We start from the raw sequence: 17,021 nt of genomic DNA, 5'->3' as shown, positions 1-17,021 counted from the left end.
TGGAGGCAAAAAAAACGGCGCCCATGAGGCGCCGCGTGTTTTGCATGCTGCTGATTACTTCGACTGGCGCCGGCGCGTGAACGCCAGGGCCGCCAGTCCCGTGCCCAACAGGAACAGCGTGCCTGGCTCAGGGACGACCAGGGGATCGATGACGACGATATCGGTGCGCGTGGACTTGGAGAAATTCAAGGTATAGCTGCCGGCGGGCATGGCGAAATTCGAGGTCAGGGAAAACATCGCAAAGCCATTCGTGAAGGCGCGCCCGGTGGCCGGGTCGTTGGTGCCGGCCGTCATGTTCAGGCTGAACGGGTCGAGGCTGCCGGCGCCATGGTTGCCGTTGATATCGCTGCCATTGTTCGGGTTGCCGTCGGGAGCGAACTGGAAGATCACGCCATCGACGTTCGCGTTCGACAGGCAGCCGGCGGGGCTGGCGGCATTGCACGAGATATTGAAGATATCCATGATCGACACGTTCGACTTGTCGCCCATGGTCGTCACGCTGGTGCGCAAGTCGCGCCGTCCCATGAAGCTGAAGGTGATGAAGCCGGCGCTCGACAGGGTCAGATTGATGGAACCGGTGAGCGTGTCGCCGGCCGTGGCCGTGGCGGCACCGACCGTGTTGCGCTGTGCTTCCGCAACAGCGCTCACGGTGGAGCCGGTGGCCGTGAGCATATTGCCGAAGGAGTGCGCATCGCCGCGCGCGAATTCCAGGGTGGAGCTGGGACTGGGTGCGTAGCGGTTTTGCGGCAAGCCGCTGCAGCCGCTCCCCGAACACACTTGCAGCACGTCGGCGTTGGCGGCCGGCCCCGTATTGACGGCGCGCGGATTGACGGCCGCGCCACCTTCGAAGAAGGCGCTGTCGCTGGCATTGCGGTTGGCGCCGGCCAGCGACAAGCTGCCGGCACTGGTGGTGATGCGGAAATTGTTCAACTCATTGACGGCCAGGCCGTACGCGCCGGCCTGCGCCTGGCCGCTGGCCAGCAGGCTTGCCGCCGCCAGTGCGCCTAGCCAGCCCAGGGTCTTGCTTCGTGTGTGATCGACGTTCATCGCAGCCTCTTATCGTAGTCAGTCTCGGAAAATCCGGGGGACAAAGAATCCAGAATGACTTGCCTGGATTCATCTCGTAGACAGGGATAAGCAGCTTGCGTGCCATATAAAAAAAGCTTATTTAATCAAATACTTGCCTAAAGCGGGCTGAGCTGGAAGAGGTCAACTGTAAGAAAGGCCGACGCCGCTTGGCGGGCGGCGTCGGCCAGCCTCAGGTACCACGGTGATAGCCCAGGTGGCCACCCGAATTGCTTGCGCAACCGCAACCGATGCGCGCCACTTCCTCGCCTTCCGTCAATTTCCAGTTGGTAATGGTCGTGTGCTGCCAATCGATGTCGCTTTTCTTGACAGGTTTGACCGTCAAGGTGCGTTGCGCCACATCCGTGTATTCCATCAGCTCTTCGTCGTCGGCGATGTCGAAATGGCGGTGGATCAGGGAAATGCCGAAGCGGTCGAGTGCGCCATAGCGCTGCAGCACGTCGCGCAATTCACGAAAGCAGGCCAGATCCGCGGGCAGCAGCGGGTCGACGGCGGAAATATCGGCAACGGGTTGCCATTGCATGGCATGGATGTTCAGGCTGTGCATGATAGGCTCCTGTGCCCCGTGATGAGTGGCCCAGGCTGCCGGAGGGGCGCCGGCACGCCTGGCGAAATACCCATCGTGGCCGCAAAGCCGGTGCGGCGCTTGCGCCAGATCAAAGGTGCGGCACATCGCGCCACGCCCGGTAAAATAGGCCATGGCAAACAAAACTCCCACTTTCCCCGGCGCACGCACGGGCCGCGGCCAGGTCCTGGCCGTGCTGCTGTCGAACCGCGACCAGTCCGGCGCCGAACCGCTGCAAGGCCGCGTCTCCCTGGCCGCCATCGTGAAAGCGCTGAAACGCAAGTACCACTGGCCCATCGAGACGCACAGTTTCCCCGCGAATACGCAGGATGGCCGCGCCAGTTGGGCAACGGTATATAGCTTGCCGGAAAAGGTGATCGAGGCCGCGCTGGAGGCCGGCGGCCGTGAGTGGCTGGAGAGCCGGGCAGTGGCCGGGCGGCGGTGATGAACGCGCCGCTTTGCGTTATTCCAGTCGGAAGCCGACCTTCAGCGTGACCTGGAAGTGCGCCACCTTGCCATCGACGATATGGCCGCGCGATTCCGTCACTTCATACCAGTCCATATGCTTGACCGTCAGCGCCGCCTTGGCAATGGCATCGCGTATCGCCTGATCGCTGCTCTCGGTCGATGTGCCGACCAGCTCGATCAGCTTGTAAGTGTGTGCGGACATGATGTTTCCCCAGTAGGCAAGCCAGACATCGGGAGCCTGCTTTGCGCAGGCATGTGCTCATCTTGCGCCTAAACGTGCTGATAGTCATTGCGCGGTGCAGCAATGCGATTGCGAATCTGGCGAAGGCTGCCATCATGCTGGCAACATTGCTGTCGGTTAAAACCGGGACTTCAGTTGGTCTTGTCGGCGTGTGGGTGGAGATAGTCCGCGTTGCGTCCCACGCTATGCGCTCACTTCGGGTCGCGATGAGCGTCAATGGCGCCAGGAGCATCCTGCAGGCGCCTGGGAAGAAAAAAGGTTAGCTACACAACTAAATTGGTAGTCGTTTGAAGGCACCCTTCGTGAACTTCGATGCATTCAGCCCGGCTTTGATCTCTGAAAAAGGCGGGTCTCCGCAAGGACGGTGCACACGAAACACCCCGCTCTCCACCAATTGCGACAATGTTGCCGCAGGCTCCAGTCGAGTATGCTTGTAGGCGATGTGACTGCGATGCTCTACGAAAGGATGGCTTCCGACCTGAAGCTCACAAGTTGCATCGAACGGGACGTTCGGATAGGTCGAACAAACGCATACCAGCGCACACATGTTGTCAGGATAGCCATTGATGAGCGCCGGGTCATTTAGTACTATAAATAAATGAAACATACCACCAGGACCAGATGGTATGAGGAGTGTTTCCTTGGCTCGCGGTAACCAACCGGACATCATGCCGCCGATATAAAAGCGGCGTTGATCGCCTGCTGCTCGCGCAATTGTTTTTTCAGTAACCGTGTCTGTTCATTATTAAATTTAAGTACTTCGAACAATTTTTCTAACGTGATGGGTACTGATGAGCCTTCAGGATCTTCCCACTCAGGGCAAATTTTGTGAGTGAGGTCGCGAATCTGATATTTGCTCAAGTGACCAAAATCTTTCCAAGTTTCTGCGAGAACTTCAAACTCGGCTTCAGATAATTCCAGAAGGTCTTGCTCTGGTGAGCGAATCCGACTTCCGTCACGCAAAGCCACAGCATGATCCTCACGATCCGCGATCCACGCATCCCACCCATTATCTTCAGATGAGGACATTCCGTTAATGCGATTCAATGTTTGAGACAGAACAGGTCCGTGATCCATAGAAACAAGCTTGTCGCCAATGATCGGATCGCCGTACATCTCATATGAGCGCCGCTCTGCTAGATAAAGCAACTTCATCAGCTTAAGTACAGGAAGGCGGCCTTGGGCTTGAAATAGGAAGTAAGCGGCAACCTGCGCGGCTTTCTTTTCGGAATATAAGTTTGGCATAATTTTGAGCCTCCATCGCATCAATTTTGAGCAATTTGGATAGCTATTCGAGATCAATCTACGCACAAAGTACATCGCTGTCAACATATTGCCGTGCATGATGCTCTGGCCCATGCAACATGTGCGGAAAGTGGATGAAATCAGTTTAACTGTATAAATGTACAGTAGTTTTGATAATTGTCAAACGAAATCGATAAGCGCCAGCGTATCGGCTGGATGGTTTTGCCGCTAGACGGCGAGGTCGGCCAACGTGCTTCTGTATGTCGTTATGCGGCAAAAAGGGTTCCACCTTGCACCAGCCTGGAAACCACACTGATTTATGCCTATCTTTGCCGGGAACGTCGACAAGAAGCCACGCTGGAAAGTAGTACGTGAGGTGTGATTGCTTGTAATCAAGAGAGGCGCAACTATAAGTTGGCGTTGTCACTTGCTTGCTACTGATCCAAAAGAAAAGGGCTTACATTTCTGTAAGCCCTTGATATTCTGGTGCCGACTGCCGGTTTCGAACTGGCCACCTGATGATTACAAATCAACTGCTCTACCAAATGAGCTAAGTCGGCAAAAACTGTGCGTTGCGAATTATACGCTATTTAATGCGTGTCAGGGTCGGGCGGCCGCCTTTTTTTGGTGGCTCGTCGTCGCCGGGCGTGGCGTTGTCGCGTTGTTCGGGGGAACTGGTCGGCACGGACGACAGGGTCGGGGCGCTGGAGACCGGGGCCAGCGCTGGCGGCGGCAGGTCGGCCGAGGCCGGGCTGTCCGTCGGTTGCGCGTCCGGATCATCGTTGCCCAGCACGGGCTCGAAAGCCATGCCCTGGCCGTTTTCGTTGGCGTAGATGGCCATCACGTTGTCGACCGGTACGTAGATTTCGCGCGAGACGCCGCCAAAGCGGGCGTGGAAGCGGACGGCGTCGTTGTCCATCTTCAGGCCGCTGGTGGCGCCGAAGCTGATGTTGAGCACGATTTCGCCCTTTTTCACGTATTCCATCGGTACCGTGGTGCGCGAATCGACTTTGACCGCGAGATAAGGCGTGTAGCCGCTATCGGTGCACCACTCATAGATGGCGCGCAGCATATAAGGTTTGGTTGAGATTTCAGACATGGTAGGCACTGTGAGGCGGGAGCGCCCCCATCAAGCATGAGGCGGGCGCACCGGTAGTTCAAAAGACTGGGACAGCGCAAAAAACAACTTTAACACATGGCCCAAGATGTCCCGGCAAGCGTGGCTTGCCGGGCCTATCTTTTAGCGGCGCATCACTTTCTCGGATGGCGTCAGCGCTTCGATGTACGCAGGACGCGAGAAGATGCGTTCGGCGTATTTCATCAGCGGCGCGGCCGTCTTCGACAGTTCGATGCCGTAGTGGTCCAGGCGCCACAGCAGCGGCGCGACAGCCACGTCGAGCATCGAGAATTCGTCGCCCAGCATGTACTTGTTTTTCAGGAACAGCGGCGCCAGGGTCGTCAGGCGGTCGCGGATTTCCGCGCGTGCCTTGTCGTGGGCCTTGTCGTTGCTCTTGGCGCGTTCGCTTTCCAGCACGTGCACGTGCACGAACAGTTCTTTTTCGAAATTGAACAGCATCAGGCGCGCGCGGGCACGCATCAGCGGATCGGCCGGCATCAGTTGCGGATGCGGGAAGCGCTCATCGATGTACTCGTTGATGATGTTCGATTCATACAGGATCAGTTCGCGCTCGACCAGGATAGGCACCTGGCCATACGGGTTCATGGTCGAGATGTCTTCCGGTTTGTTGAACAGGTCGACGTCGCGCACTTCGAAGTCCATGCCTTTTTCAAACAGGACCAGGCGGCAGCGTTGCGAAAATGGGCAGGTTGTACCCGAATAGAGAACCATCATTTTTTATAGTTCCTTAGAAACAAAGGGGGTGAAGCCGCGAACGGCTCACCCCAGGTCGCTTGTCCACTCATGCGGACAACGCAGAAACAGGCATAAACCGGCCTATGGCCGGCGCCTCACTTATTTGACTTCCTTCCAGAACGACGCGTTAAGGCGCCATGCCAGCAGAGCAAAGACCGACAGGAACAGCAGCACCCACACGCCCAGGCGTTTGCGTGTTTGCTGTGCCGGTTCGGCCATCCACTCCATGTAGCCGACCAGGTCGGCCACCGCATTGTCATACTCGATCTTGTTCAACGTGCCGGGCTTGACCTGCTCGAAGCCGGCAAATTTGTGGATCTTCTTGCTGGGCTCGTGGGGATCCGTCTCTTCCACGAACTTGGCAGTCTGGATACCTTGCAATTCCCATAATACATGCGGCATGGCAACATTCGGCACGACCATGTTGTTCCAGCCGGTCGGCCGAGTGTCGTCTTTATAGAACGTACGCAGGTAAGTATACAGGTAGTCGCCGCCAGTGCCAGCGGAAGATGATTTCGCACGCGAAATTACCGACAAATCCGGCGGTACGACGCCAAAGAAGGCCTTGGCGTCCTGCGGTGCCAGGCTGGTCGTCATCAAGTCACCGACTTTATCGCCTGAGAACAACAGATTCTGCTTGATCTGGTCTTCCGTCAAACCCAGGTCGCGCAGGCGGTTGTAGCGCATCGACACGGCGGCGTGGCAATTCAAGCAATAGTTGACGAACAATTTGGCGCCGTGTTGCAGCGCCGCCATGTTGGTCTGGCGGTCAGGTGCCTTGTCCAGCGGAAAGCCGCCTTCGCTGGCGAGAGCCATGGCGGGCACGAGTGCCAGGATGGCGAGCAGTTTTTTTGCAATCTTCATATGATGTATGTCCTTTGAGCGTGGCGTGAGAGCGGCTTAGTGCGGGTGAAACGTCACACGCGACGGCACGGTCTTGAACTTGCCCATGGCACTCCACCATGGCATCAGCAGGAAGAAGCTGAAGTAAATCAGGGTGCACACTTGCGACACGATGGTTTTCGCATCCGTTGGCGCCTGGGTACCGAGGTAGCCCAGGATCAGGAACGACAGGCCGAAGATGGCGTACACATATTTGTGCCAGCTTGGACGGTAGCGGATCGATTTCACGGGCGAATGGTCGAGCCATGGCAGGAAGGCCAGGATCACGACGGAACCGCCGAAGAACACCACGCCCCAGAATTTCGCATCGAGCACCTGCGGCAGCATGCCGATGATGGCGACGATGGCGATGCCGGCGATGGCCGACTTGACGGTCGTCGACAGGCGCGACTTGAGCCAGATGAACACCACGTAGGCCGCCACGGCACCCATCAGCACGTACATGAAGTCGGCCGTGGTGGCACGCAGCACCGAGTAGAACGGCGTGAAGTACCAGGTTGGCGCGATGTGCAGCGGGGTCTTCAGCGAATCGCCGGGCAGGAAGTTGTTGTATTCCAGGAAGTAACCGCCCATTTCCGGCGCGAAGAACACGACGGCGCTGAAAATCACGAGGAAGATCGATACGCCGAACAGGTCGTGCACGGTGTAGTACGGATGCGAAGGGATCGAATCGACCGGGTGGCCGTCGGCGCCCAGGTTTTCCTTCACTTCGATGCCGTCCGGATTGCTCGAACCGACTTCATGCAGGGCGATCAAGTGCGCTGCAACCAAGCCCAGCAGTACCAGCGGGATGGCGATCACGTGGAAGGCGAAGAAGCGGTTCAGGGTCGCGTCGGAAACAACGTAGTCGCCGCGGATCCACAACGACAGGTCAGGGCCGATGAACGGGATGGCGCCAAACAGGTTGACGATCACTTGCGCGCCCCAGTACGACATCTGGCCCCATGGCAGCAGGTAGCCGAAGAACGCTTCGGCCATCAGGCACAGGAAGATGGCGAAACCGAACAGCCAGATCAGCTCACGCGGCTTGCGGTACGAACCGTACAGCAGGGCGCGCGTCATGTGCAGGTAGACGATGATGAAGAAGGCCGAGGCGCCCGTCGAGTGCATGTAGCGCACCAGCCAGCCCCACGGTACTTCGCGCATGATGTACTCGACGGAATTGAAGGCCAGGGCCGCATCCGGTTTGTAATGCATGGTCAGGAAGATGCCGGTGACGATCTGCAAGACCAGCACCAGCATGGCCAGCGAGCCGAAGATGTACCAGAAATTGAAGTTTTTCGGGGCGTAGTATTTGCCCCATTGGTCGTTCCACAGCTTGGTCAGGGGAAAGCGGTCATCGACCCAGCCCAGCGCTTTTTCGGCGACGGGAGCGTCTGCCGGGAACTTCGTTTCTTTGAAAGCAGCCATGATCAAGCCTCGCCTTTCTCGTCTTTACCTATCAGCAATTTGGTGTCGCTCAGGTACATATGGCGCGGCACTTGCAGGTTGTCCGGCGCCGGCTTGTTCTTGAACACGCGGCCTGCCATGTCGAAGGTGGAGCCGTGGCAAGGGCACAGGAAGCCGCCTTCCCAGTCATCGGGCAGCGACGGTTGCGGGCCGGGGGCAAATTTCGAGGAAGGGGAGCAGCCCAGATGGGTGCAGATGCCGACGGCGACGAGAATTTCAGGCTTGATCGAGCGTGCCTCGTTCATGCAGTATTCAGGCGTGAATTCGGCGGGGTTGCGTTGCGAATTGGCATCGGCGACTTTGCCATCGGTCTTTTTCAGGGACGCGATCATTTCCGGCGTGCGCTTCAGGATCCAGACCGGCTTGCCGCGCCATTCGACGGTGCGCATTTCGCCGGGTTGCAAGGTGGTGATGTCTACTTCGACCGGCGCGCCAGCCGCTTTCGCGCGCTCCGACGGCTGGAAGGTGCTTACCAAGGCTCCCGCGGTTGCCAATCCAACTACACTGCCCGCCGCGCACGTGGCGACGAGCAAGCCGCGACGGCCTGAATCGACCTGCTTTTCGTTACTCATGCAAACCCCAATCAGTCAAAATGCGAATCTTTATTATGAGTGGCAGCCGCGAAAAACCCGTCGCCGAAGCTCTTTCCCACTGATTGCCGCAACCCGCGTCTTTGCGCGGTAAAGTGGCAACATCCCTGCGGAACTTCGGCCAATGGCGCAGCCCGTGCCAGTTTCTTGTTGATTATCCGGAAGTGAAAAATCCACTTCTGGCAACCGCAAATTATAAGTGAAGCAAACAACGAATAGAACAAAAACGTTGCTTGTACCATAATTTATATACTTTTGCAGGAGGTGGCTAGTTCTTTCGAACTAGATGCGTCGGCTGTGCACGAATTGGTCTCGCCGACAACCACAAGTTGGTGGCACTGGGAATCAATAGTATGATCGGCATGTTTTTTATACATATCCGAAGGAGAAATTCATGGCAATGATGAAAGAATTTAAAGAATTTGCAATGAAAGGCAACGTCGTCGATCTGGCGGTCGGTGTCATCATCGGCGGCGCCTTCGGCAAGATTGTCGATTCCCTGGTGCAAGACGTGATCATGCCGCCCATCGGCCGCATTTTCGGCGGCCTCGATTTCGCCAATTACTACCTGCCCCTGAACGGGCAAGCCACGACGATGACCCTGGTGGAAGCGAAAAAGGCGGGCGCCGTGCTGGCCTACGGTAACTTTCTGACCATTTTGCTCAACTTTATCATTCTTGCCTTCATCATCTTCCAGATGGTGCGCCTGATGAACAAGGCCCGCCGCAGCGAACCGGTCGCGCCGGCACCGGCGCCGGCCACGCCGGAAGACATCGTGCTGCTGCGCGAAATCCGCGACTCCCTGCAGCAGAACGCACGCAACAGCAACAATCTGGCAAAATAAGTCGTTCCGGCACCGGCCGGCTGACCTGGGCAGAGAACTATGCGACGATTCTGGTTATTGTTTGCGCAAACCGTGACGATCGCGTTGGCGCTGTACTTTGTGTACGGCGCGCTGCGCCCGGCCAGCCGGGTACAGCAACTGGGCTCTCCCGCCAAGCCGGTGCCCGTGGTGGAAACGGCGTCGAGCAGCCTGGCGCCCGGTTCCTACCGCGACGCGGCGGCGCGCGCCATGCCCGCCGTCGTCAACATCCTCACCCTGCAAGTGCCTAAGCGCGGCGCCCATCCGCTGGCGCGCGATCCCTTCTTCAAACGTTTCTTCGGCGACCGCGACCCGGACGGGGAGGATGGCGAGGACTTGAAAAACAGCCTCGGCTCGGGCGTCATCGTCAGCCATGAAGGCTATGTGCTGACCAACAACCATGTGGTCGAAGGCGCCGACGAAATCGAAGTGGTGCTCACCGATGGCCGCAAGGCGCCGGCCAAGGTGGTGGGCCTGGACCCGGAAACGGACCTGGCCGTCATCAAGATCAACCTCGACAAGCTGCCCGTCATCGTGCTGGGCCAGTCGGAACTGGCGCGCGTGGGCGATGTGGTGCTGGCCATCGGCAACCCGTTCGGCGTGGGCCAGACGGTGACCATGGGCATCATCTCCGCCCTGGGCCGCAACAACCTGCACATCAACAGCTTTGAAAACTTCATCCAGACGGATGCGGCCATCAACTTCGGCAACTCGGGCGGCGCCCTGGTCGATACGCGCGGCAACTTGATCGGCATCAATACGGCGATTTACTCGCAAAGCGGCGGTTCCGTCGGCATCGGCTTCGCCATTCCCGTCTCGACGGCCAAGACGGTGATGGAAGCCATTATCAAGGACGGCCACGTGGTGCGCGGCTGGATCGGCGTGGAAACGCAGGACATCACGCCCGAGCTGGCGCAAAGCTTCAACCTGCAGCGCACCAGCGGCGCCATCATCGCCGGCGTGGTGCGCAACGGCCCGGCCGACAAGGCGGGCATCGTGCCCGGCGACATCCTGCTGACGGTGGAAGGCAAGCCCGTCGGCGACACGACGGAAATGCTGAACCTGATCGCCCAACTGCCGCCCGGCGGAAAAGCTAAAATGACGGTGCTGCGCAAGAATCGCGAAGCGGCGCTCGACGTGCTGGTGGGCAAGCGCCCCCTCCCGAAAGAGCTTTCCAAATAGTTGCTGATCGGAATTTGACACATGCATGTGCGTGATTTGACCCAATTTTTACGTGAACTGAGCGACAACAACAACCGTCCCTGGTTTGTCATGAACAAGCCCCGCTACGACATCCTGCGCGAGGAATTCCTCGCCTTGGTGACTTCACTCATTGCTGAACTCGGCAAGTTCGATCCGGCCGTGAAGTACTGCAATCCGAAGAAGGCCTTGTTCCGCATCAACCGCGACGTGCGTTTCGCGCATGACAAGAGCCCGTATAAAACGCGTTTTTCGGCCGCCATCGCGCCGAACGACATGCGCCGCCCCAGCAAGGCGGGCGGTCCCACGTATTATCTGCAGATCGATGGCCAGGGACATTTACTGTTCGGGGCCGGCGAATACATGCCGCCGCCGGGTCGCCTGAAGGCGCTGCGCGAGCATATGCTCAACGACGCGCCAGGTTTTTCCAAAGTGCTGAAAAATAAGCGTTTAAAGGCCCGTTTTGGCACCATCCAGAACGAGGGCAAGTTGCAGCGCCCGCCCAAGGGGTTTGACGCGGATGCTGAACATATCGAATTCATCAAGCTGAAGAGTTTTTTTGTCTGGACCGAAATACCGCTGCCCGTCAACGAACCGGAAAAACTGCTGCCGACCCTGGCGGAAGGCTTGCAGGATGCGTGGCCGCTGGTCGAGTGGATGCGCGGCGCGAAAGAGCCGGAGGAAGTCACCGAGTAATTGCTGAAGGAGCAGATGATGGCACTGGAGCACGCAAGTTCAGGGCAGGTGATCGAGGTGCTGCGCAGGGACGGCGACGACCTGTCGCAGTTTTCCGCTATTGCGCTGGCCAAAACGGATGAACTGGAATTGATCCGTATGTGCATGCCCAAGGGCAAGACCATGCCCGAGCATCATGTGCTCGGTGAAATCACCCTGCTGTGCCTGCAAGGGCAGGTGGCGGTGCAAGCGCATGGCGGCGTGCACCTGCTGGGGCCGGGGCAGATGCTGTATCTGCACGGCGGCCAGGCGCACGCGCTGGAAGCGCGCGAAGACAGTTTATTGCTGCTGACGATCTTGATGGCCAAGGCGGGGCGCTAGGCTCCGCCCGCTTTATTCTCAGGCCGCCTCGGCGCGCGGATCGCGCGACAGCAGTTGCTGCACCATCACGTGCGGCAAATCGCCATCGAACAGCACGCCGGCCACCGCGTTGGTGATCGGCATGTCGACGCCCATGCGGCGCGCCAGTTCGCGCACAGCCTTGGCGCACGGCACACCTTCGGCCACGTGACCGAGTTCGGCCACGATGGTGGCCAGCGCCTTGCCTTGTGCCAGGCCCAGGCCGACCCGGCGGTTGCGCGACAGGTCGCCCGTGCAGGTCAAAATCAGGTCGCCCATGCCCGTCAGCCCCATGAACGTTTCCGTTTGGCCACCCAGGGCCGTGCCCAGGCGCGTGATTTCCGCCAGGCCACGCGTGATCAGCGCGGCGCGCGCATTCAAGCCCAGGCCCAGGCCGTCGGCCACGCCGGTGGCGATCGCCAGCACATTCTTGACGGCGCCGCCCACTTCCACGCCCACCAGGTCTTCGCTCGCATACACGCGGATGGTGCCGCCATGCAAGGCCGAGACCACGGCGCCGCGTAAGGCGGCGCTGTGCGAGGCGATGGTCAGCGCGCACGGCAGGCCGCGCGCCACTTCCTGCGCGAACGAGGGGCCGGACAGGGCGCCGCCGGGGATCTTGTCGCCCAGCACTTCCTGCACGATCTGGTGCGGCAGCAGGCCCGTGCCGCCTTCAAAGCCTTTACAGAGCCACACCAGGTTGCCGGTGGCCTTGTCTTTCAGTTGATGCAGCATCGGCCGCAGGCCCGCCACGGGGCAGGCGGCGATCAGGAGGCCCTGTTCCCCGCTGGCATGCGCGACGGCGGCGTCGAAATCGGCGCTGATGCGCAGTTGCGGCGGTAAGGTAAAACCGGGCAAATAACTGTTTTCGCCGCTGGCGGCCATGGCGGCCATGGCCTCGCCATTGCGGCCCCACAGCAGCACGTCGTGGCGGCCGGCCAGGGCCATGGCCACGGCCGTGCCCCAAGCGCCGGCACCCAGGATGGTGATCTTGCGAACGGCGGGAATACTATCGGGAGTGACTTCAGGGGAAACTTGCATGCAACCTCAACGGGGCAGGGGAAACGGGCGCGGTGCTTACAAGCCCCACACTTCGCTGGTCTTGACGTAGCCGCTCTGGCCATCCTTGTGGCGCACCTTGACCCAGCCGGAACTCGGCTGCTCGCTCATTTCCAGCAGCACGCCCTTGTCGACGAGGAGGATGGCGGAGGCGGTGTCATCGGGGCTGGCGCGAACCTTGAGGTTCGCGGCACGCGCCACGACGTTGCGCTTGGCCGACAGGCCCTTGGCTTCCGTCCAGGCCATTTCGCCGCTGGCGTCGCGGACCTTGACCCATTCGCCATAGCTGAGCACGACTTCCAGCGGCATGCCGCGTGGCGCTACGTACAGCTTGCCGCCCTTGGAGGACGGCGCGTCATACAGGATCACGGGATTTGCTCCCACCGTTTTGAAATCGACGGCGTGGCTGGCGGCGGTGGCCAGCAGCAGCACGGCGCCGGCGACCCAGCGGAACTTGCTCAAGAGCGCACTTTTCAACATGATATTTTGAACCTTAACGAAACACGGCGGCCAGGCCGCCGTTTCTTACCTGCAGTATAGAACACTCACAAAACCGTCGCGAGCGGCAGTGCATTGTGGCCGAGAAGCGCAGCTGTGCTAGAGCACAGCGAGCATCGCAGGCCGCAATGCGCGCCGCGCAGCAGGTTTGGTGAGATGTTCTTAGTGCGTTTCGCTGGCTGCTGGCGCTGCGGCAGCGGCGTCAGCAATAGCTTGCAGACGTTGTTGGTAGAACACTTCGAAGTTGATCTCGGCCAGGTGCACTGGCGGGAAGCCGGCACGGGTGATCACGTCGGCGATGTTGGCGCGCAGGTAAGGGTAGATGATGTTCGGGCAGCCGATTCCCAGCAGCGGATCGAGTTGATCTGCAGGAATGTTGCGAGCTTCGAAGATACCGGCTTGCTTGCCTTCAACCAGGAAAGCGACTTTATCGCCGACTTTGGCGGTGACGGTGATGGTCACGGTGGCTTCGAAGATGCCGTCGGCCAGAGGCGCGGCGCCCACGTCCAGAGCGACTTCGATCGCTGGTGCTTCTTGTTCCAGGAAAATAGCTGGGGAATTTGGTTGTTCCAGCGACATGTCTTTCAGGTAGACGCGTTGGATTTGGAAGACTGGTTGCAGATTTTCGTCAGACATGGAACGCTTTCGTTGTAAGGGACAAGAACGGCACACCGTTCAAATATGGTACTTGCGGTATTCAAACCGCGCCGGGTAGGCGCGGCCAGATCAGGTGCGAGGGCAATTGTATCAAAACAATACGACAAAAAACCAAGCAATTTCTCGAACCCGCTTTATATCAGGCTGCCGTGCCATTTAACAAGGGGTCCAGCTTGCCGGCTTGATCGAGCGCATACAAATCGTCGAAACCACCCACGTGGGTATCGCCCACATAGATCTGCGGCACCGTGCGGCGGCCCGTGCGTTCCATCATCTTGATGCGCTCTTCCGGGTCGAGGTCAACGCGGATCTTTTGCACGGTCACGCCCTTGGCTTCCAACAGGCGCTCGGCGCGCACGCAATACGGGCACACGGCGGTGCTATACACAATTACGGGGACGGTCATGATGATTCCTTCTAGTTAAATGCCGGCTTACTTCGCCAGCGACAGGGTTTTCAAGGGCAAACCCTGCTTTTTCCATTCGTCGATACCGCCTTCCAGGCTCGTTGCCTCGGCGAAACCGGCTTTGCCCAGCAGGCCAACGGCCGTTGCCGAACGCGAACCTTTCTGGCAAACCACTACAATGGGGCGCGTTTTGAATTTTTCCAGCTCGCCCAGGCGTTTTGTCAGTTCCGGCAGCGGCATATTTTTTGCGTCAGGCAAGTGGCCCGTGGCGAACTCTTCCGCGCTGCGCACGTCGACAATGATGGTCTTGCCGCGGTTGATCAGCTGCGTGACTTCCAGTACGGTCGCGCGCTTGCCGCGCATCGACAGCAGTGGCCAGAGGAGGGCGCCGCCGGAAATAATGACGATGGCAAACAGAAAAATGTGGTCGATAATGAATTTCACGTAGGGTCCAATGGTTTAAGTCAATCCGCGCATTATAAAATAGAAGCTGGACGAGGTCTTTTTACGTTTTGCTTTTTTGATTTGAACCCCTTGAGAAGATAGAACTATGTACAAAATCGTTTTCATGCGTCACGGCGAGTCCACCTGGAACCTCGATAACCGCTTCACCGGCTGGACCGACGTCGATCTGACGGAAAAGGGCGTCAACGAAGCCAGGGCCGCCGGCCAGATCCTCAAGCAGGAAGGTTTTACGTTCGACGTGGCCTACACTTCCGTCCTGAAGCGCGCCATCCGCACCCTGTGGCTGGCGCTCGACGAGATGGACATGATGTATTTGCCCATCAAGAACGACTGGCGCTTGAACGAACGCCACTACGGCGCCCTGCAAGGCCTGGACAAGGGCGAGACGGCCGCCAAGTATGGCGACGAGCAAGTATTGGTGTGGCGCCGCAGCTACGACACGCCGCCGCCGCCGCTGGCGGAAGACGACGACCGCGCCTCGTTCAACGACCCGCGCTACGCCGGCTTGCCGAAAGCGGCTATCCCGCTGACCGAATGCCTGAAAGACACTGTGGCGCGCGTGATGCCGTCCTGGGATGAAGAAATCGCTCCGGCCATCCGCGCCGGCAAGAAAATCATCATTTCGGCCCACGGCAACAGCCTGCGCGCGCTGATCAAGATGCTCGATGGCATCAGCGACAGCGATATCGTCGGCCTGAACATCCCGAACGGCCAGCCGCTCGTGTATGAGCTGGACGCCGACCTGAAACCGATCCGTCATTACTACCTGGGCGACCCGGCAGCGATTGCGGCAGCGCAAGCGGCCGTGGCGAACCAAGGGAAGGCCAAGTAACTTGTTGTCTTTCTTCCGCGGCACAGCGATCGCCCCCTCTGCTGAACGACCCCTGCCGGCGTGGCGCGCCGGCGCCATGCTGTGCGCAGCGCTGCTGTTCTCCAGCGGTGCCGCACAGGGTGCCAAGCCCACCGAACGCAGCAAGCAGAAAGCGGCCGCGGAAGCACAACGTGCTGGATTGCAACAAAAGCTGACGGCGCTCAAGCGCGACATCAGCCGCACGGAAACTGCCAAGGATGACGCGGCCGATACCCTGGCCGAGTCGGAAGAGGCCATTTCCAACGCCAACCGTGCCTTGCGCGACCTGGCGCAGGAGCAAAGCGAGACGGGCGTGAAACTCAATGCGCTGGGGCAAGAGCACCGGCAACTGACGGCCACGGTCGACAAGCAGAAGGCGCAGCTGTCAAAGTTGCTGCGTGAACAATATGTCGCCGGTAACGAAGACCGCATCAAGCTGCTCCTGTCGGGCGACAATCCGAACCGCATCAACCGCGACTTGCAATTGATGGCGTATGTGTCGCAGGCGCAGGCGCGCCTGCTCGATGCCTTGCGCGCCAACTTGCTTGCCGTGGAGAAAAACCAGGCGGACGTGCAGAACGCCAAGGACGAGCTGGAAGAAATCGCGCAGGAAGAGCGCGACCAGAAGGCCCTGCTGGTACAGGAAAAGGCGCGCCGCGCCGCCTTGCTGACGAGCTTGTCGCAGCGCCTGGTGGCGCAGCGCAAGGAAGTGGGCAATGTCGAGCGCGACGAACAGCGCATGGGTAGCCTGGTCGATAAGCTGGCGAAACTGATCGAAGAGCAGGCCGCCGCCGCTGCGGCCGAAAAGAAACGCCAGCAATTGCTGGCCGAGCAGCGCGCCGCCGCGAAAGCGGCCGCCGACGCCAGGATCGCCGCGGAAAAACGCGAACGCTTGCTGGCCGCGCGCGCCAAGTCCGCCCAGGTGCAGGCCGAACGCGAACGCCTGGCGAAAGAGCAACAAAACAAATCGGGCAAGATCAAGCCGCAAACGCCGCCACCGCCGCCCGTGAAGCTGGAACCGATCGACGACGACGAGCCGCCGCAGGTGGCCAAGGTGACGCCCAAGCCCGAGCCCAAGCCGGAACCGGAGCCGGAACGCCCGAGCCTGGGCCCGGCCGCGCCGGCCGGCGCCTTTGCCAGCATGAAAGGGCAGCTGCGCGCCCCCGTGGCGGGCAAGATCGCCGCCCGCTTCGGCAGCAAGCGCGGTGACGGCCCCAGCTGGAAGGGCGTGTTCATCCGCACGGGCGAAGGCAGCGAAATCCACGCCATCGCCGGCGGCCGGGTCGTGTTTTCCGACTGGCTGCGCGGTTTCGGCAATTTGATCATCGTCGACCATGGCGGCCAGTACATGAGTATTTATGGCAATAACCAATCCTTGCTGAAACGCGTGGGCGACGCCGTCAAGGGCGGCGAGGCCATTGCCAGCGCGGGCAACAGCGGCGGCAACGAGGAATCAGGGCTATACTTTGAATTGCGTCATCAGGGCCGCGCCTTCGATCCAGCCACCTGGGTGAAGTTTTAAGTTCCCCA

Annotated in this window: 21 protein-coding genes and 1 tRNA gene; 7 read left to right on the top strand and 15 right to left on the bottom strand. The window is 59.6% G+C overall.

Features of this window, described 5'->3' with window-relative positions; translation table 11 throughout:
• Positions 1-54: 54 nt before the first annotated feature.
• Both K0F86_RS08365 and K0F86_RS08360 read right to left on the bottom strand, forming a co-directional pair.
• Positions 55-1,047, bottom strand: coding sequence for an EDSAP-1 family PEP-CTERM protein (locus K0F86_RS08365; RefSeq protein ID WP_219133977.1), 993 nt, complete (start codon positions 1,045-1,047; stop codon positions 55-57).
• Positions 1,048-1,258: 211 nt separating this feature from the next.
• A complete protein-coding gene (locus K0F86_RS08360; protein WP_219133976.1) occupies positions 1,259-1,633 on the bottom strand; it encodes a hypothetical protein in 375 nt (124 codons plus the stop codon).
• Between the two features lie 151 nt (positions 1,634-1,784).
• Here K0F86_RS08360 and K0F86_RS08355 point away from each other — a divergent pair, with 151 nt between their 5' ends.
• Positions 1,785-2,096, top strand: a complete 312-nt coding sequence (locus K0F86_RS08355; protein WP_070289468.1) for a hypothetical protein — start codon at positions 1,785-1,787, stop codon at positions 2,094-2,096.
• An 18-nt stretch (positions 2,097-2,114) separates the two neighbouring features.
• Here the strand turns inward: K0F86_RS08355 and K0F86_RS08350 are convergent, their stop codons facing one another.
• The 8 genes from K0F86_RS08350 to petA form a co-directional block, all read right to left on the bottom strand.
• A complete protein-coding gene (locus tag K0F86_RS08350) occupies positions 2,115-2,321 on the bottom strand; it encodes a dodecin (RefSeq protein ID WP_034753599.1) in 207 nt (68 codons plus the stop codon).
• Between the two features lie 705 nt (positions 2,322-3,026).
• Complete coding sequence (locus K0F86_RS08345) at positions 3,027-3,719, bottom strand: Panacea domain-containing protein (protein WP_219133975.1); 693 nt, start codon at positions 3,717-3,719, stop codon at positions 3,027-3,029.
• A gap of 370 nt (positions 3,720-4,089) precedes the next feature.
• Positions 4,090-4,165: transfer RNA gene (locus K0F86_RS08340), tRNA-Thr, on the bottom strand.
• 26 nt (positions 4,166-4,191) lie between these two features.
• Positions 4,192-4,704, bottom strand: coding sequence for a ClpXP protease specificity-enhancing factor (locus tag K0F86_RS08335; RefSeq protein ID WP_071079859.1), 513 nt, complete (start codon positions 4,702-4,704; stop codon positions 4,192-4,194).
• A gap of 141 nt (positions 4,705-4,845) precedes the next feature.
• Positions 4,846-5,457, bottom strand: coding sequence for a glutathione S-transferase N-terminal domain-containing protein (locus tag K0F86_RS08330; protein WP_010394154.1), 612 nt, complete (start codon positions 5,455-5,457; stop codon positions 4,846-4,848).
• Positions 5,458-5,577: 120 nt separating this feature from the next.
• On the bottom strand, positions 5,578-6,342 hold the full coding sequence (locus K0F86_RS08325) for a cytochrome c1 (RefSeq protein ID WP_219133974.1): 765 nt from the start codon (positions 6,340-6,342) through the stop codon (positions 5,578-5,580).
• Positions 6,343-6,378: 36 nt separating this feature from the next.
• Positions 6,379-7,791 carry a cytochrome bc complex cytochrome b subunit gene (locus K0F86_RS08320; RefSeq protein WP_219133973.1) on the bottom strand — a complete coding sequence of 471 codons (1,413 nt, stop codon included), beginning with the start codon at positions 7,789-7,791 and terminating at the stop codon, positions 6,379-6,381.
• Positions 7,792-7,793: 2 nt separating this feature from the next.
• Positions 7,794-8,402, bottom strand: a complete 609-nt coding sequence (gene petA, locus K0F86_RS08315; protein WP_034753009.1) for a ubiquinol-cytochrome c reductase iron-sulfur subunit — start codon at positions 8,400-8,402, stop codon at positions 7,794-7,796.
• A 412-nt stretch (positions 8,403-8,814) separates the two neighbouring features.
• Here petA and mscL point away from each other — a divergent pair, with 412 nt between their 5' ends.
• From mscL to K0F86_RS08295, 4 genes are read left to right on the top strand one after another with little or no spacing between them, the layout of a single operon-like run.
• Complete coding sequence (gene mscL / locus K0F86_RS08310; RefSeq protein ID WP_070223752.1) at positions 8,815-9,264, top strand: large conductance mechanosensitive channel protein MscL; 450 nt, start codon at positions 8,815-8,817, stop codon at positions 9,262-9,264.
• Between the two features lie 39 nt (positions 9,265-9,303).
• Positions 9,304-10,464 carry a Do family serine endopeptidase gene (locus K0F86_RS08305; RefSeq protein ID WP_219133972.1) on the top strand — a complete coding sequence of 387 codons (1,161 nt, stop codon included), beginning with the start codon at positions 9,304-9,306 and terminating at the stop codon, positions 10,462-10,464.
• Between the two features lie 21 nt (positions 10,465-10,485).
• A complete protein-coding gene (locus K0F86_RS08300) occupies positions 10,486-11,178 on the top strand; it encodes a DUF2461 domain-containing protein (RefSeq protein ID WP_219133971.1) in 693 nt (230 codons plus the stop codon).
• 18 nt (positions 11,179-11,196) lie between these two features.
• Positions 11,197-11,538 (top strand): cupin domain-containing protein, encoded by a 342-nt coding sequence (locus K0F86_RS08295; protein WP_219133970.1) that lies wholly within the window; start codon positions 11,197-11,199, stop codon positions 11,536-11,538.
• Positions 11,539-11,556: 18 nt separating this feature from the next.
• Here K0F86_RS08295 and K0F86_RS08290 read toward each other — a convergent pair whose 3' ends face one another.
• From K0F86_RS08290 to K0F86_RS08270, 5 genes are all read right to left on the bottom strand, one after another.
• The gene (locus K0F86_RS08290) at positions 11,557-12,597 is read right to left on the bottom strand and encodes an NAD(P)H-dependent glycerol-3-phosphate dehydrogenase (protein ID WP_219133969.1); all 1,041 of its coding nucleotides are present in this window, start codon (positions 12,595-12,597) and stop codon (positions 11,557-11,559) included.
• A 36-nt stretch (positions 12,598-12,633) separates the two neighbouring features.
• Positions 12,634-13,095, bottom strand: coding sequence for an SH3 domain-containing protein (locus K0F86_RS08285; protein ID WP_219133968.1), 462 nt, complete (start codon positions 13,093-13,095; stop codon positions 12,634-12,636).
• A 180-nt stretch (positions 13,096-13,275) separates the two neighbouring features.
• Positions 13,276-13,749, bottom strand: a complete 474-nt coding sequence (gene secB / locus K0F86_RS08280) for a protein-export chaperone SecB (protein ID WP_010394167.1) — start codon at positions 13,747-13,749, stop codon at positions 13,276-13,278.
• Between the two features lie 160 nt (positions 13,750-13,909).
• A complete protein-coding gene (gene grxC / locus K0F86_RS08275) occupies positions 13,910-14,176 on the bottom strand; it encodes a glutaredoxin 3 (protein WP_034783579.1) in 267 nt (88 codons plus the stop codon).
• A 27-nt stretch (positions 14,177-14,203) separates the two neighbouring features.
• Complete coding sequence (locus tag K0F86_RS08270) at positions 14,204-14,620, bottom strand: rhodanese-like domain-containing protein (RefSeq protein ID WP_219133967.1); 417 nt, start codon at positions 14,618-14,620, stop codon at positions 14,204-14,206.
• Positions 14,621-14,726: 106 nt separating this feature from the next.
• Here K0F86_RS08270 and gpmA point away from each other — a divergent pair, with 106 nt between their 5' ends.
• Together gpmA and K0F86_RS08260 are read left to right on the top strand one after the other, a co-directional pair.
• Entirely contained in the window at positions 14,727-15,473 is a 747-nt protein-coding gene (gpmA, locus tag K0F86_RS08265; protein WP_219133966.1) for a 2,3-diphosphoglycerate-dependent phosphoglycerate mutase, read from the top strand.
• Positions 15,474-15,549: 76 nt separating this feature from the next.
• Entirely contained in the window at positions 15,550-17,013 is a 1,464-nt protein-coding gene (locus K0F86_RS08260) for a murein hydrolase activator EnvC (RefSeq protein WP_219134223.1), read from the top strand.
• Positions 17,014-17,021: the final 8 nt, after the last annotated feature.

Source organism: Janthinobacterium sp. UMAB-60, from assembly GCF_900095235.1.
In the GTDB taxonomy this organism is placed as follows: domain Bacteria; phylum Pseudomonadota; class Gammaproteobacteria; order Burkholderiales; family Burkholderiaceae_D; genus Janthinobacterium.
This window is presented reverse-complemented; position numbering and strand designations above follow the sequence as displayed.